The organism is Micromonospora sp. NPDC049240, assembly GCF_040647835.1.
In the GTDB taxonomy this organism is placed as follows: Bacteria; Actinomycetota; Actinomycetes; order Mycobacteriales; family Micromonosporaceae; genus Micromonospora.
Map to the genome: position 1 here is coordinate 1 of NZ_JBEZCX010000029.1, position 15402 is coordinate 15402.

The following is a 15402-nucleotide window of genomic DNA, read 5'->3' on the forward strand; positions in this document are numbered from 1 at the left end:
TCGTCGTCCCTGGTCGCGGTGCATTTGGCGGCGCAGGCGTTGCGGTCGGGTGAGTGTTCCATGGCCCTGGCCGGCGGCGTGACAGTGATGGCCACGCCGGGAGCGTTCGTGGAGTTCTCCCGGCAGGGTGGGTTGGCCGCTGATGGGCGGTGCAAATCGTTCGCGGACGCGGCCGACGGCACGGGCTGGGGTGAAGGCATCGGAATTGTGGTGTTGGAGCGGTTGTCGGATGCCCGCAGGCGGGGGCATCAGGTGTTGGCGGTGGTGCGGGGCAGCGCGGTCAACCAGGACGGCGCCTCCAACGGGTTGAGTGCGCCGAACGGGCCGTCGCAGCAGCGGGTGATCCGTCAGGCTTTGGCGAACGCGCGGTTGTTGCCGGGCGAGGTGGATGTGGTGGAGGCGCACGGCACGGGCACCACCCTGGGTGACCCGATCGAGGCGCAAGCGCTGATCGCCGCCTACGGCCAGGACCGGCCGGCGGATCAGCCGCTGCGCCTGGGGTCGGTAAAGTCGAACATCGGCCACACCCAGGCAGCCGCCGGCGTCGCCGGAATCATCAAGATGGTCCTCGCCATGCGGCACGGCTTGATGCCCAAGACACTGCACGTGGACGAGCCGTCCACACACGTCGACTGGTCGACCGGATCGGTGCAGCTACTCACCGAGGCCACACCATGGCCGGACGGCGGCCGGCCACGGCGGGCTGGGGTGTCGTCGTTCGGGATCAGTGGTACCAACGCCCACCTCATCCTGGAGGAGGCTGAACCGGCACCGGACCCGGCGTTGGGTCATGAGCCGGCCCCGGTCCCGGGCGGCGGGGTGGTGCCGTGGTTGTTGTCGGCCAAGTCTGAGGTGGCGCTGCGGGCGCAGGCGCAGCGGCTGGCCCGGTTCGTGGCCGACCGGCCCGAGGTAGAGCCGGCCGTGGTGGGGCGCGGGTTGGCGGCTCGATCGGTGTTCGCACATCGGGCGGTGGTCCTCGGTCAGCAGCGGCCAGCGTTGATGGACGGGCTACACACGCTGGCCGGGGGTGGTCAGGCGTCGGGGGTGGTGAGCGGGGTTGCGGGGTCTGGTCGGTTGGCGGTGGTGTTTTCCGGGCAGGGTAGCCAGCGGGTCGGGATGGGTCTGGGTCTGTATGAGGCGTATCCGGTGTTCGCTGAGGCGTTCGATGAGGTCTGCGCATACTTCGACCAGCATCTTGAGCGGTCGTTGCGGGACGTGGTCGCGGGCGAGGCGCGGTTGTTGGATCAGACGGTGTATGCCCAGGCGGGGTTGTTCGCGGTGCAGGTGGCGTTGTTCCGGTTGGTTGGTTCGTGGGGGGTGGTTCCGGAGTGTGTGGCGGGGCATTCGATTGGTGAGTTGAGTGCGGCTCATGTGGCGGGGGTGTGGGGTCTGGCTGATGCGGCGGCGGTGGTGGCTGCGCGGGGCCGTCTGATGCAGGCGCTTCCTGCTGGTGGGGCCATGGTGGCGTTGACCGCCAGCGACGCCGAAGCGCAGGAGTTGATCGCCGGGCACACCGATCTGGTGGGGGTGGCGGCGGTCAACGGCCCCCGCTCGACGGTGATCTCCGGTGACCGGGATGTGGTGTTGGACTTGGCGCAGCGGTGGCGAGACGCCGGTGGTAAGGCGCGGCAGCTGCGGGTCAGTCACGCGTTTCATTCGCCGTTGATGGAGCCGATGCTGGCCGAGTTCGCCGACGTGTTGGGCGGGGTGGTGTGGCGGGAGCCGACCATCCCGGTGGTGTCGGGCACGCCGGGTGCGGACGTGACCGAACCCGGATACTGGCTGGCGCATGTCCGCCAGACGGTGCGCTACGACGACGCGGTGAACGCGCTGCGTGAGCAGGGCGTGGGTGTCTTCCTCGAGTTGGGACCGGACGGCACGCTGACCTCGATGGCCGACCCCGACACGGACGTGTGGCTGCCAGCGCTGCGCGCCGAGCGCGACGAGCCGGAGACACTACTGACCGCGGTCGCCGGTGTCCACGTACACGGCGGGACCGTGAACTGGCCGACACTGCTCGACACGACCGCCGGTCGGCGGGCTGTGGAACTGCCTACCTACCCGTTCCAGCATCAGCGGTTCTGGCCACAGTCGACGGTGGCCGGTGTAGGGGACGCTCGGGTCTTGGGGCAGGGTTCGGCTGATCATCCGTTGTTACGTGCGGCGGTGTCGTTGGCTGATGGGGATGGGGTGGTGTTGACCGGCCGGTTGTCGTTGTCGGCGCAGCCGTGGTTGGCCGATCATGCGGTGTTGGGTTCGGTGTTGTTGGCGGGCACGGCGTATGTGGAGTTGGTAATGTACGCCGGCGACCAGGTGGGCTGTGCCCTGGTCGAGGAGTTGACGCTCCAGAGCCCGTTGGTGCTGCCCGAGCAGGGCGCAGTGCAGGTGCAGGTGTGGGTCGGTGATCCCGGCCAGGATGGTCGACGGCCGGTCAACGTGTACTCCCGACCAGAAGGCGCGGAGGGTGCGTGGACTCGGCATGCCACGGGTGTGTTGAGCCCGCAAGCTGGCCGGGTGCCGTCCGGGTTGGGGCAGTGGCCGCCGGCCGACGCGCGGCCGGTGGCTGTTGATGGTCTGTATGAACGGTTGGCCGACGGTGGGTACGTGTACGGGCCGGTGTTTCAGGGTTTGCGGGCGGTGTGGCGTTCCGAGCGGGATGTGTATGCCGAGGTGACCCTGCCCGAGCAGGCCGCAGCGGATGGGTTCGGGTTGCATCCGGCGGTGTTGGACGCGGCGTTGCACGCGATCGGGTTGACCGGACTTCTCGGTGATGAGGCGGTGTTGCCGTTCGCGTGGAGCGGGGTGCGGCTGCACGCGACTGGGGCGACCACGCTGCGGGTCCGGCTGGCACCGGCCGACGATGGGGCTATTGCGGTGGCGGTGTTCGACACCGCCGACCAGCCGGTGCTGACCGTGGAATCGTTGGTGTTGCGGCCGGTGACCGCCGACCAGTTGGGCGCCGGGGTACCGGATGCGGCGCAGTCACTGTTCGCCGTGGAGTGGGTGCCGCTGCCGGACGCGGAACCGGTGGCTGCCGAGCCGGTCTGGGGATGGCATGGGCAGGTTGATGGTGAGCTGCCCCCGGTGGTGGTGGCCGAGCTACCGGCTGCGGGCGATGCTGTGGATGTTGTCGAGGCCACGCACGCGGCGAGCGCGTTGGTGTTGGGTTGGGTCCAGCACTGGTTGGCCGATCCGGGCACGGAGGGTTCCCGGTTGGTGGTGCTCACTCGTGGCGCTACCGATGGCAGTGACCTTGCTGCGGCTGCGGTGTGGGGCCTGGTCCGCTCCGCGCAGTCTGAACATCCCAATCGGTTCGTCCTGCTGGACCTCGACGATGACACCGACCACGGCAGCGAACTGGGCAGGATCCTGACGGCGGTGCTCGACAGCGGCGAGCCGGAGATCGCGGTACGCGCTGGTGGCCTGTATGCCCGGCGGTTGACCCGAGCCGTTGGTACTGGCCGTCTGTCGCTGTCCGGTTCTGACGGGTTGTCGGCGGGGTTGGATGCGGGTGGCACGGTGGTGGTCACTGGTGGGACGGGGGTGTTGGGTGGTTTGGTGGCCCGGCATCTGGTCACCGCGCACGGGGTCGGGCACCTGTTGTTGTTGTCCCGGCGCGGCCTGGCCGCGGCGGGGGCGGCGGAGTTGGTCGGTGAGCTGACCGGGTTGGGTGCGCGGGCGCGGGTGGTGGCGTGTGATGTCGCTGACCGGGATGCGCTGGCTGGGGTGTTGGCTGGGGTGCCGGTCGAGCATCCGGTGGTCGGGGTGGTGCACACCGCCGGAGTCCTCGACGACGGGGTGGTCGAGGCGTTGACGCCGCAGCGGCTGGAGACGGTGTTGCGGGCGAAGGCGGATGCGGCGTGGTGGTTGCATGAGCTGACCCGGGACATGGATCTCGGGTTGTTCGTGGTGTATTCCTCGGCGGCGGCCACACTCGGGTCACCGGGGCAGGGAAACTACGCCGCGGCCAACGCTGTCCTGGACGCCTTGGCACTACGGCGGCAGGCCGAGGGCCTGGTCGGGCAATCACTGGCGTGGGGACTGTGGGCCCAACAGTCGGCGATGACCGGGCATCTCGACGAGGCGGACCTGGACCGGATGCGACGCAGCGGCATCCTTCCCCTCTCCTCCGAGCAGGGCCTGGCACTGTTCGACGCGGCAGTACGTACCGACCGGCCGCAACTGGTGCCGATCCGGGTGGACCTTGCCGTGCTGCGTCGCGCCGGTGCCGGTGGTCTGCCGCCGTTGTGGCAGGCGTTGGCCGGCGGTTCGACCCGCCGGGCCGCGTCCACCGCCGACACGCCGGTGGACCTGACCACCAGGCTGACGGCTATGGGCGTCGAGGAACGCCAGCGGACAGTCCTGGAACTGGTACGGACACAGACCGCCGCCGTGCTCGGCCATCCCGACCCATCGACGATCGACCCGGACAGCGCGTTCCGAGACCTCGGCTTCGACTCGTTGACCGCGGTGGAACTACGTAACCAGCTGGCCACCGCGACCGGACTGTCGCTGCCGGCCACGCTGGTCTTCGACCATTCCAGCACCGGCGCCTTGACCGATCATCTGCTGAGCAAGCTGGCCTCCGCCGTGAGTGCCGGCAGCCAGCCCAGGGCCGGAGCCGATTCGGCCGGCCCGGGACCTGTGCGGGTGTCGAACCTCGCGGAGATGTACATGCGGGCCGAGGTCGACGGCAGACACGACGAGTTCTCCGACGTGGTCGGGCGATTGGCGAAGCTCCGCCAGACGTTCGGTGTGGACACGGCCGACGAGGCGGTCCGGCCCCCCACCCGGGTCGCCACGGGCGACGGCAGGCCCAAGTTGTACCTCTTCAACCCATACGTAGCCCCGGTCAATTTCCCGTATGCGCGGCTGGCATCGGCCTTCCAGGGCACCCGCGACGTGTCGGTGTTGCACTCGCCAGGCTTCCATGCCGGTGAGAAGCTGCCGGAGAACATCGAGGCGATGACGCTTGCGTTCGTCGAGACAATCATCCGAGACAACGCGAACGGCGAAGAATTCGTACTGGGCGGCACCTCCAGCGGTGGGCTGATCGCCCACCGGGTTGCTGCCGGGCTGGCCCGGATGGGCATGGCGCCGGCCGGCGTCATTCTGCTCGACGCACCCTCGCAGGAGGCCCATCAAACCGTGTCGGAGGACGGGCCGCTGTGGCAGAAGCAGATCTTTGAAAGAATCAGGCGGACTGGCGACGACGGCGACGACAGTTGGGTCTTCGCGATGGTCCATTACCTCTCCTTCCCGTGGTGGCCCGCCGAGCACATCGAGATACCGACGCTCCAGGTCCGGGCATCCGAACGGATCAGCGGACCGGCAGACAATGACGACTGGATGTTCACCTGGAACTACGCCACCACAGTCACGTTGGCAGATGTGCCAGGGAATCATCTAGAAATAACCGACGAGTACGCTTCGGTGAGTGCGCTGGCGGTCAATGACTGGCTCTCCCGCTCGCCCGAGGAGCGCCCAGCGTTCGTGGACTACCGGGGGTCGAAGTAGATGCGACCTTCCCGAACTCGTGGGCTCAGCCTTGCTGAGCCACCGAATCGCGACTCGGGTGGGGGACCACCAACCTGCTCCACCGGTGGGTGGAGTCGTGCCTGTTACCGCCGGTCAGCGTGACCGCGAGCCGGACCCCCTCCGGCGGCAGGTGCTCCCACGAAACCGCGGTGTACGGCACGAACACCACCCCACCCAGCACCTTCCGGTCGTCCAGCGGCTTACGCCCTGGATACCGACTCCGCCTCGGAGGCGGGCTGGCAACAGCGGCGCGAGCCCGGCCCGCAACTCGTCCGAGGCCATCCACGGCGGCTGCTCACCTCTCCTCACGTACGGCTGGTGAAGGCGTTCCTTCCGCCACGGACCTGGGCCGCGCGCACGCGGACGACGGCGCCGGTCCGTCCGGGCGTCGCGTACATCGACGTGTTGACTCTTTTTCATGGGCTGGCAGGATCTGCGCGCGCTGCGGGCGGCGGTGCGGCACGGGTCGATCACCGCGGCGGCAGCCGTGCTCGACCGGACCCGGCCCGCCCTGTCCCGACGGATCGCCCGCCTGGAGCGACAGCTCGGCACACCGCTGCTGGTGCGGACCCCGCGGAGCTGCGTGCCGACCGACGCCGGCCGGCTCCTGGTGGACTCCGCCGCCCACCCCGGACTCGGTCACCTGGTCGGACCTGGCGTGCTGATGCCCGGCGACGACTACGCGGTGGTGCGTCCGTCGGACGCGCCCCTCGGGCGGTGCAGACCCAGCCACACGTCCACAGCGGGTGAAAGCACAGATCGCCAGCACCGGCCACTCCGACATTGACGAACAGTCGGCGGTTGTCGTCCAGTAGCTGACGGCATTCCTGGCTGATCTGCGAGAACGGGAGCCCACGTCCGCGCGGTTCCCGTTCGGCGGAGGTCGGATTGAGCAATGCAGAAGAAGATGAGGGTACCGGCCCGTACTATCTTTCCCCGGTGAGCATTGATCGGCACGAAACGACGCCTTGTCGCGGGCCGCGTTCCGTGGTGAGCCCGAGGGGTCGGCGTACCGGGCCAGAAGGGCGAGCCTGAACGCCCTCGGCCGGTCGCTGGTGATCGTGCCTGCGTCGTACCGGATAGCGCTCCCGGCCGTGGCGCCCAGGTTCACGGCGGCGCCGATGGCCCGGGAGCGATTCGACGCGCCGAGCGGCGATGCGATCCGGGCACAGAGCCCGTTCGGCCGGGTCACCGACCCGCATGGGAGGAGAAGACCGGATGAGTGGTCCGCAGATCGTGTCCCGTGAGGACTGGCTGCGCGCGCGAATCGAGTTGCTCGCCAAGGAGAAGGCGCTCACCGACGCACGGGATGAAGTCTCGGCAGCTCGGCGGGCCCTGCCGATGACGCCGGTCGAGAAGGACTACCGGTTTCGGTCCGCGTCGGGTGAGAAGAGCCTGCTCGACCTGTTCGAAGGACGCCGGCAGCTCATCACGTACCACTTCATGTTCGATCCGAGCTGGGACGAGGGCTGCGTGAGCTGTTCGTTCCTCGTCGACAACGTGGCGCACCTCGGGCATCTGCACTCCCGCGACACGTCGTTCGCGGCCGTTTCCCGGGCGCCGGTGGAGAAGATCGAGAAGTTCAAGGCGCGAATGGGCTGGACGATCCCGTGGGTGTCCTCCTTCGGAACCGACTTCAACTACGACTTCAAGGTCACCGTGGACGAGTCCGTCGCCCCGGTCGAGTACAACTACAAAGACAAGGCGACGCTGGAGCGCGAGGGCCTGACCCACCACATGAGCGGTGAGCAGCACGGGCTGAGCGTCTTCTTCCGGGACGACTCGAACGTCTTCCACACCTATTCCACGTACGGGCGAGGGCCGGACATCGTGCTCGGCACGTACAACTACCTCGACTTCACGCCGCTGGGCCGGCAGGAGGTCGGCACCGGAATCATGTTGTTCAAGCACCATGACAGGTACGAGTCAGCGGCGGACGGGCCCAGCTGCCACTGACCGGCTGGCTGCCGAACGGTTCGGGCGGGCTGATCCCGCCCGAACCCTCGATGCTCAGCACGTCCGCTGGTACGCGTGCGGCCGTGTCCAGCCGCGTGTGCGCCATCTCGACCGCGGCGTCGGCGACCAACAGCCCTGGGCGGGCCTCCGTCCGGGTCCGGCAGTTCGGCAGTGTCGGCCGGCCCGCATCGGCCAATCCGTACCCGTCACGCCGTCGACCTTCCACGTTCAGCGCGCGATCCTCGTCCGAGCCCGGTGGCGGCCGGTACACGAAACCGGACCAGGTGAGCCCGGCAGCGCGTACGCAGCGCTGCGTCGCCCGCTCGTCGGCCAGTTCGACGACGTAGTTCCGGTCGGGGTAGGCGCCGGAGTTGGTTGGCCAGGTCGATCGCGGCGGTCCCCAGTTCGGGTCCCGCGTCCGGAGGTTCGGTCACGGCCGTGGCGGTGGGGATGGTCTCCGGCTGCCCCTCGCAGCCGGAGAGCACCCCCACCAGCAGGGCCGACAATGCCAGGAGCCGCATTCGGCGTGCCTCGCGCATCACCAGCCAGCCTTCCTCTTCAGCGTGCGGTCAGCGCGGCGAGCACCAGTGGACCGAGGAGACGATGTCCTCCCAGGAGCCGACCGGGCTCGGGCCGGGATCGGTGTTCATGTAGGCCCGGTAGGCCCCGAGCGCCATGGGCAGGTAGGTGCCCGCGTAGCCGGGGTCCGTCCAGAGGTAGACCCAGCAGGTCCTGCCGTTGTTGAACGCCGAGGACGCCTTGTCGTTCGCGGTGCCGATACTGCTGTTGTCGTACTTCCCCTGCCAGCGCAGGCCGGTGAAGTTCCGATCCCACCACAGGCAGACATGCTCGTCCGGGCAGTCTCCGCGGCCGTCCGCCTGGGCCGGCGCGGCGAACGTGGTTGCCGCCGCCGCGACGAGGCCCAACATGACCGCCACACGTCGCACGCTCTTCCTCATGGCTCTCCTCCGATCGATGCGGTTCGTCCGTCCGGCGGCTGCGGCTGCGGTCCCGCACCGTCGGCGGACACCAGCGTCGACGACCGGAGTCAACCGATTCCTTCAGAGCGCTCAAATGCCCGGGTCACCGGCTGTCCCAGGCCGCTGCCCGGCGGCCTTCGGCCGCCCTCGGCCGCCCGTCCACACCGGCCCTTATCCCCACCCGCGAAAGCCCGCCCACGACGCTGTGCGGGCCGGCAAGCGTTCGACATTCGTCTGATCCGTCGGTCTTCGCTCCATCTGACGGTGACCGGCCCCGCTGGACGTATCAATCGCGCCACCCCGCGCTCCTGAACAACGTCACCGCGTCGGCCGGGTAGGCGACAACGCCGGGTCGGCGGTCCCTCGACGATGGGAGAAGCCTGTCATGGGCAACGTAGGAAGACGTGTCCGCCGCTCGGCGCTGGCCGTGCTCACCGGCACCGCGCTGGCCGCCCTGCTGGCGGTCACCACGGCCGCCGCCGCGCCGGTCGAGGCGCGGCAGGACAAGGCGGCAGCGGCCCGCACCGACGTCTACATCCGGGACGTCGCCGCTGACGTCGGCGTCCAGCCCCACTCGTACAACCCGCTGTGGGCCAGCCCCGACATCAAGGTCTGCCCGACCGCCGTCGAGTGTGCCGTCAGCCAGAACCCGATCGTCGGCGTCACCAACTACATCTTCATCAAGCTGCGTAACCCCGGCCCGTATGGCACCGGCACCGGCAGCGGCGTGCTGCGGGTCTACCGGACGACGCCGGGTGGCGGTGCCGTCTGGCCGACGCACTGGACCCAGATCGGCGCGATGAGCGTGACCGCCTTCGCCGGCACCACGACCGTGACGATCCCGTGGACCGGAGTGCCCGGTCCGGGCCACTTCTGCCTGCTGGCCAGGTGGGTGTCCGCCACCGATCCGATGACCTTCGAGGGGCCGGACATCAGCACCAACACCCGGAACAACAACAACATCGCCTGGCGCAACGTCGACTCGGTGCGGCTCGTCGCGGGCGGGACGCCGGTGGTGCGGCCGTTCGCCATCGGCAACTCGCTCCGGGTGGCGACCAAGAACGACCTGGTCTTCACGCAGCCGGGAGAGCCGATCCAGAACGTGGGCGGCCGGGTCGTCGTCGACCTCGGGCCGACTCTGTTCGAGCGGTGGCAGGCCGGCGGCAAGGTCGGCACCGGCGTACGCGAGGTCGGTAAGAACCAACTGGAGGTCGTCGAACCGGCGAAGGCCAGCCTCGGCAACCTGCTGCTGGAGCCGGGTGAGCGGGTCGAGTTCTCCCTCACCTTCGCCGCCGCGGTCGCCTCGGACAAGGAGTTCGCGCTCGACGTGACCCAGTTCGGCCCGGACACGAGCGGGGCGGAACGGACCGACCTCGGTGGTGTGGAGTACCTGATCGGCGTCGGGCGGCAGTAGCCCGGCCACCAGCGGGGGTCGTGGGCCTGGGCACCCGCGGCCCCCGCGCGCTCGCCGGGACGGTCCGGCGTCCCGGCGAGCGCCGCCGCCCCCGGGGGACGGGCCGGTCGCGGAGCCGTCGCGGGTGTTGGCGCGGTGCTGGCGGTGGGTCAGCGCAGCGAGACCCAGGTGGTGGCCACCACGTGGCCGTCGGTGTGGGCGCGCAGCCGGACCGGGCCGGGCGGGGGAGCGCCCAGCGAGAAGAAGCCGACCGCGTCGACCGGCGCCTCCGCGTACGTGCCGGAGGCGGTCTGCGCGGACACCCGCCCACCCCGGGGCGGGGAGAGTTGACCGACGATGCCGGCGTCGGACACCTCGATCTCCAGCGCCACCACGGCACTGCGGAACGACAGCGTGCGCGTCGACCCGGCCGACCGGGTCAGCGCCGGGGCCGTGTCGCACGCCGAGTCGAACATCAGCTCGGCGAGTGCCACCTCCTGGTCGACGTTTCGCCAGGCGAACGCCGCCCGCGCGGCGGTCAGGAACTCCTCCGGGACCGATTCGGACTCCCGCAGCGCCGCACCCAGCTCGGCGGTCAGGGCCGCGTCATCGGCCGGCGGCAACGGCTCCATCGCGTTCACCTCCGTTCGTCCGGGTCGCGGTCGTGCCGAGGAACGGGGCGAGCGCCGGGCAGTCCCGTAGCCGCCGCAGGCATCGGGCCTGGGTCGGCCCGATGCTGCCGACCGGCACGCTCAGTCGCTCGGCGACCTCCCGGTAGCTGGCCGGCGGGTCGGCGGTCAACAGGGCCAGCAGCTGCTGGCAGCGCGGCGACAGCTGCGCGAAGCCCTCCCGCAGTGCCTGCCGCCGCTCCGCGCGGAGCAGTTCCTCGTCGGGGGCCGCCACGTCCGTCGTGCGGGAGAAGCCATGGTACGCGTCCAGCGCGTCGTCGTACGGGTCGAAGAGTTGGGTGCGCCGGCCGAGGCGGGACAGCCGGTAGCACTCGCGCCGGGTCGTGGTCGCCAACCAGGAGGCGAGGGCCTGTGGATCGCGGACCCGGCTCAGCTGCTCGACGAGACGCAGCCAGACGGTCTGGTTGACGTCGGCGGCGTCGGCGCGGCTCAGGTCGTAGGACCGGATCACCGAGTAGACGAGCGGGGTGTACCGGCGGACCAGCTCCACCCACGCCGACTCGTCGCCGCCCGCCGCGGCGGTCACCAGGGCGGTCGTGCTCGGGTCGGTCACGGCGACGCCGTCCGTCGGCTGGTGCGGCACTGCTCCGCCGCCCGCGACCGCTCGTTCCCGCCGCCGCCCCGCTGCGCCCGACGCCGGCCGGGACCACCGCACGGTGCTGCTGGTTCGTTCGCACCCCGCTCGCTCATCCGACGAGCACGCCGTAGTCGGGGTGCCAGCGCGGCGCGGCGAGCAGCGTCAGCCGGGCCGCGTCGGCGCTCAGGCCGCCGGCGGTCATCAGCGCGGCGAGCCGACCGGAGACGTGCGCCGTGGCGAACGAGGTGCCCGCCCAGGCGGCGAAGCCGTGGAACACCCGGGTCGGCCGGCCCGGCAGCGGCAACTGCCCCTCGACGTACGTGCTGTGGCGCTCGCCGACCGCGCAGACGTCGACCCATGGCCCGTACCCGCTGTAGGTGGCCGGCACCACGCCACCGGCGCCCTGGCTGACGGCCGCCACCGCGACGACCCGGCCCAGCGCGGCGGGCCAGAGCGGCCGGCTGGTGCCGGCGTTGCCCGCCGCCGCGACCACGGCGCTCGTCGCGGGTAGCGCGGCCACCGCGTTGGCCAGGGGCAGCGACGGCTGGTCGTCCTGGGTGAACCCGCCCAGGGACAGGTTGACCACGGACACCGCCGGCGCGAGTCGGGCCGTCGCGGCCACCACCGACGCCTCGTCGCCGACGCCGGTGGCGGTCAGCGCCTGCTCCGGGTCGACCCGGACCCCCGGCGCGGCCTGCCGCACCACCCCGGCGACGAAGGTGCCGTGCCCGCCCTGCGGGGCGAGCACGTCGGTGTGCACGTAGAGCGGGTCCTCGTCGTCGACCTCCGGCAGGTACGCCCCGCCGAGCCACTGCGGGTGGTAGCCGCCGGCCTGCCGCCAGATGCCGGTGTCGCAGATTCCGACGGTCACCCCGGCGCCCTCACCCAGCCGGGCCGGGTCCGGCGGCGACAGCGCGGCGACCGTCGTGGGCGGGCCACCCGGGTTGCCCATGATGTTGCCGAGGCCCAGCAGCACGTGGTGCGGCTGCACCTTCGGTGCCGGCTGCCCCGGCCACTGCTGGGGGTCGCGCAGCTTGGTCACGAGCGTGGGAACGTCGGTCTCCCGGTCGAAGAGCAACCGGGTGACCCCGGCGAAGCCGTCGCCCACGACCACCACGTGGCCGAGGGCACGCAGCCGGGCGGTGACCCGCTGGGCGTCGGCGTCGGCGGCGAGCAGCTGCCGTGGCCGGTAGAGGAACTCCCGGCCCGGCGTGGTGTGCCGGCGGACGTTCTTGTCGGCGGCCAGCGCCTCGTCGAAGGCGCGCTGGTAGGCGGCGTCGTCCGCGCCGTCCGCGCGGGCCGGGGCGGCACGGGACCCGGCGGTGACCGACGCCGCGGCGGCCAGCGCGGACGCGGCCAGTAGCCGCCGGCGGGACAGGTGGCCGGCCGGGCGCGGCGCGGCGGGATGGTCAGGCGACACGGGTCCTCCATGCGGTCGGCAGAAGCGTCCGCCAGTGGCCGGCGTGAGCCACGTTTCCCGGGTGCCGTCGATTCTTCCAAAGCATAGTCGGATGTCAATGACGTAAAGGTTTGGTGCGGATTTCCGACAGGCCCGCACAGACATTGACGGCCGGGCATTGGTTCGGGGACTCTTTGGGGCATGCCCGACAGCACCGGTTCCGGTGCCGGCACGGCCCAGGCGGCGCTCGACGCCGTCCAGCGCTACCCGCGCGAGGCGATCGCGATCGCCCAGCGGGTGCTGGCGGCCGGGCCCGCGGCCGGGGCCGACGAGCGCTCCACCGCCGAGCGGGCCGTCGGTCTGGCCCTGCGGGAGCTCAACGACCTGCCCGGCGCGTTGCACCACCTGCGCCGCGCGGTCCAGGCCGCCGGCACGCCCCGGACCCGGGCGCTGGCCCGGATGAGCCTGGGTTACGTGTTGGCCAACGCCGGTCACACCGCCGCGGCGCTGCGCGCGGTGACCGCCGCGCTGCCGCAGCTCGTCGGCGCCGACGCGGGACGGGCTCGGATGCAGCGGGGTGTGGTGCTCCACTATCGCGGTCGCTACGACGAGGCGGTACGCGACTACGGCCTGGCCGTCGACATCGCCCTGCGCGAGGGTGACCTGTTGCTGGAGGCGCGGGCGCGCAACAACCGGGGGCTGCTCAACGCCCACCGGGGCGCCGCCGGCGGCACCGACGACGACCTGTCCCGCGCGGCAGCCGCCTTCCAACGGCTGGGCCTGGACCTCGCCGCGGCCGACGCCCGGTGGAACCGCGGCATCGCGGCCGGCCAGCGTGGCGACATTGCCGGCGCGCTGCGCTGCTTCGCCACCGTCGACGAGGAGTACCGGCGGCTCGCCGTACCCCGGCCGGCGCTGCTGCTGGACCGCGTCGAGCTGCTGCTGTCGGTGCCGCTGGTCGACGAGGCGGTGGTGGTCGCGACAGCGGCCGTCCGGGAACTGGGGCGCCGGGGCATGGCCTCCGACCTGGCCGAGGCACTGCTGGCCCGGGCCCGCGCGGCGCTGCTCGCCGCGGACCTGGACACCGCGACCGAGGCCGCCGCCGCGGCCCGGGCCCGGTTCCGTCGCCAGGGCCGGCCCACCTGGGCCGCCTTCGCCCGGCACGTCGAGCTACGCGCCGAGTACCGTCGCGGCACCCGCTCGGCGCGCCTGCTCACCGCCATGGCGCGTACCGCCGAGCAGCTCGACGGCACCGGGTGGCCGGGCCCGGCGCTGACCACCCGGATCGAGGCCGGCCTGGTGGCCGCCGCGCTGGGGCGGCCGGGCCGGGCCCGGAACCTGCTGGCGGTGGCCGCCCGGGCCCGCCGTCGCGGCACCGCCGACCGGCGGGCACAGGGCTGGTACGCCCTGGCCCTGTCGCGCCGGCTCGGCGGGGACGAGCCCGGGGCCGCCCGGGCGCTGCGCCGCGGGCTGGCCGTGCTCGACCGGCACCGGGTGTCGCTCGGCGCCACGGAGCTGCGTGCTCACAGCGGAGCGTACGGTCAGGAACTGGCGGCCGAGGGCCTCGACATCGCGGTCCGGGCGGGCGCACCGGCGCGGGTCCTGGCGTGGGCGGAGCGGTGGCGGGCCAATGCGCTGCGGGCCCGGCCGGCCCGGCCCCCGGCCGACCCCGACCTGGTGGCGGCGCTCGCCGAGCTCCGACTGGTCAGCGGCCTGCTCGAGGACGAGGTGCTGGCCGGCCGCCCGGCAACCGCCCTACGCGGCCGGCAGGCCCGGCTGGAGCAGCGCATCCGGGACCTGGCCCGGCGGGTGCCCGGTGGGGGCGTCGTGCTGGCCCCGCCCGGGGTGGGCGCGCTGGCCGCGCGGCTCGGCTCCCGGGTGCTGGTCGAGCTGGTGGCCCACGGCGACCGGATCCGGGCGGTGCTGGTCCGCGACGGTCGGGCCAGCCTGCACGACCTCGGTCCGCTCGCCGCCGCGGTGGACCTGGCCCGCCGGCACCGGTTCGCCCTGCGCCGGCTGGTCACCACCGGCGACGAGCCCGCCGCGCGGGCAGGGGCCGGCCACGCCGCGACCGCCCTGGACCGGCTGCTGTTCGCCCCGCTGCGGTCGCGGCTGGCCGACCGGGCCCTGGTGATCGTCCCGGTCGGGGCGCTGCACGCGGTGCCCTGGTCGGCGCTGCCCACCTGCGCGGGGCGTCCGGTGACCGTCGCCCCCTCGGCCACCGCCTGGCTCGGGGCGGACCGGCGGGAGCTGCCGACCGGGCCGCCGGTCCTGGCCGCCGGCCCGCGCCTGCCGGCCGGACACCTCGAGGTACGCCGGCTCGCCCAGGTCCTGCCCGGGGCGCGGCGGCTCACCGGGTCCGACGCCACCACCGCGGCGTTGACCACCGCGCTGGACGGGGCGGGGCTGGTGCACATCGCCGCCCACGGCGCGTTCCGCGCGGACAACCCGCAGTTCTCCACCCTGGAGCTGGCCGACGGGCCGCTGTTCGCCCACGAGTGGGAGGCGGTCGCCCGGCCGCCCGGCTGCGTGGTGCTCTCCGCCTGCGACTCCGGCCTGACCGGGCTGCGCCCCGGCGACGAGGTCATGGGGTTCACCGCGGTCCTCCTGGCGCTCGGCACCCGGTGCCTGATCGCGACCGTGCTGCCGGTGCCGGCCGAGCCCACCACGGCACTGATGCTGGACCTGCACGCGCGGATGCGGGCGGGTGCCGGCCCGGCGCGAGCCCTCGCCGACGCGCAGTGGGCGTTCGGTGCGGCGGGCGACGGTCCGGCCCGGGCCACCGCGGCGGCGTTCGTCTGCTTCGGGGCCGGCTGACCGGAGCGGGAACGGTCGCTCTACCGGCCGTCGGGCCGTGGTCAGCCGTCGGC

Annotated in this window: 9 protein-coding genes; 5 read left to right on the forward strand and 4 right to left on the reverse strand. The window is 72.2% G+C overall.

Annotation, left to right across the window (positions count from 1 at the left end):
- Positions 1 to 9: 9 nt before the first annotated feature.
- The 3 genes from AB0B02_RS29790 to AB0B02_RS29800 all read left to right on the forward strand — a co-directional run bounded on the left by AB0B02_RS29790 (position 10) and on the right by AB0B02_RS29800 (position 7494).
- A complete protein-coding gene (locus tag AB0B02_RS29790; protein ID WP_357306103.1) occupies positions 10 to 5517 on the forward strand; it encodes an SDR family NAD(P)-dependent oxidoreductase in 5508 nt (1835 codons plus the stop codon).
- A gap of 439 nt (positions 5518 to 5956) precedes the next feature.
- Entirely contained in the window at positions 5957 to 6325 is a 369-nt protein-coding gene (locus AB0B02_RS29795; RefSeq protein WP_357305997.1) for a LysR family transcriptional regulator, read from the forward strand.
- A 431-nt stretch (positions 6326 to 6756) separates the two neighbouring features.
- On the forward strand, positions 6757 to 7494 hold the full coding sequence (locus AB0B02_RS29800; RefSeq protein WP_281940199.1) for a DUF899 domain-containing protein: 738 nt from the start codon (positions 6757 to 6759) through the stop codon (positions 7492 to 7494).
- 569 nt (positions 7495 to 8063) lie between these two features.
- Here AB0B02_RS29800 and AB0B02_RS29805 read toward each other — a convergent pair.
- On the reverse strand, positions 8064 to 8453 hold the full coding sequence (locus AB0B02_RS29805; RefSeq protein WP_357306000.1) for a peptidase inhibitor family I36 protein: 390 nt from the start codon (positions 8451 to 8453) through the stop codon (positions 8064 to 8066).
- Positions 8454 to 8859: 406 nt separating this feature from the next.
- Between AB0B02_RS29805 and AB0B02_RS29810 the strand changes: the two genes are divergently transcribed.
- Positions 8860 to 9888 carry a hypothetical protein gene (locus AB0B02_RS29810; RefSeq protein ID WP_357306003.1) on the forward strand — a complete coding sequence of 343 codons (1029 nt, stop codon included), beginning with the start codon at positions 8860 to 8862 and terminating at the stop codon, positions 9886 to 9888.
- Positions 9889 to 10037: 149 nt separating this feature from the next.
- Here the strand turns inward: AB0B02_RS29810 and AB0B02_RS29815 are convergent, their stop codons facing one another.
- From AB0B02_RS29815 to AB0B02_RS29825, 3 genes are all read right to left on the reverse strand, one after another.
- Complete coding sequence (locus AB0B02_RS29815; RefSeq protein WP_357306006.1) at positions 10038 to 10499, reverse strand: hypothetical protein; 462 nt, start codon at positions 10497 to 10499, stop codon at positions 10038 to 10040.
- Complete coding sequence (locus AB0B02_RS29820; RefSeq protein WP_281940206.1) at positions 10474 to 11109, reverse strand: sigma-70 family RNA polymerase sigma factor; 636 nt, start codon at positions 11107 to 11109, stop codon at positions 10474 to 10476. Before AB0B02_RS29820 ends, AB0B02_RS29815 begins: the two co-directional genes overlap by 26 nt.
- Positions 11110 to 11242: 133 nt before the next feature.
- A complete protein-coding gene (locus AB0B02_RS29825; protein WP_357306009.1) occupies positions 11243 to 12553 on the reverse strand; it encodes a S8 family serine peptidase in 1311 nt (436 codons plus the stop codon).
- A gap of 180 nt (positions 12554 to 12733) precedes the next feature.
- Here AB0B02_RS29825 and AB0B02_RS29830 point away from each other — a divergent pair, with 180 nt between their 5' ends.
- Positions 12734 to 15349 (forward strand): CHAT domain-containing protein, encoded by a 2616-nt coding sequence (locus AB0B02_RS29830; protein WP_357306013.1) that lies wholly within the window; start codon positions 12734 to 12736, stop codon positions 15347 to 15349.
- Positions 15350 to 15402: the final 53 nt, after the last annotated feature.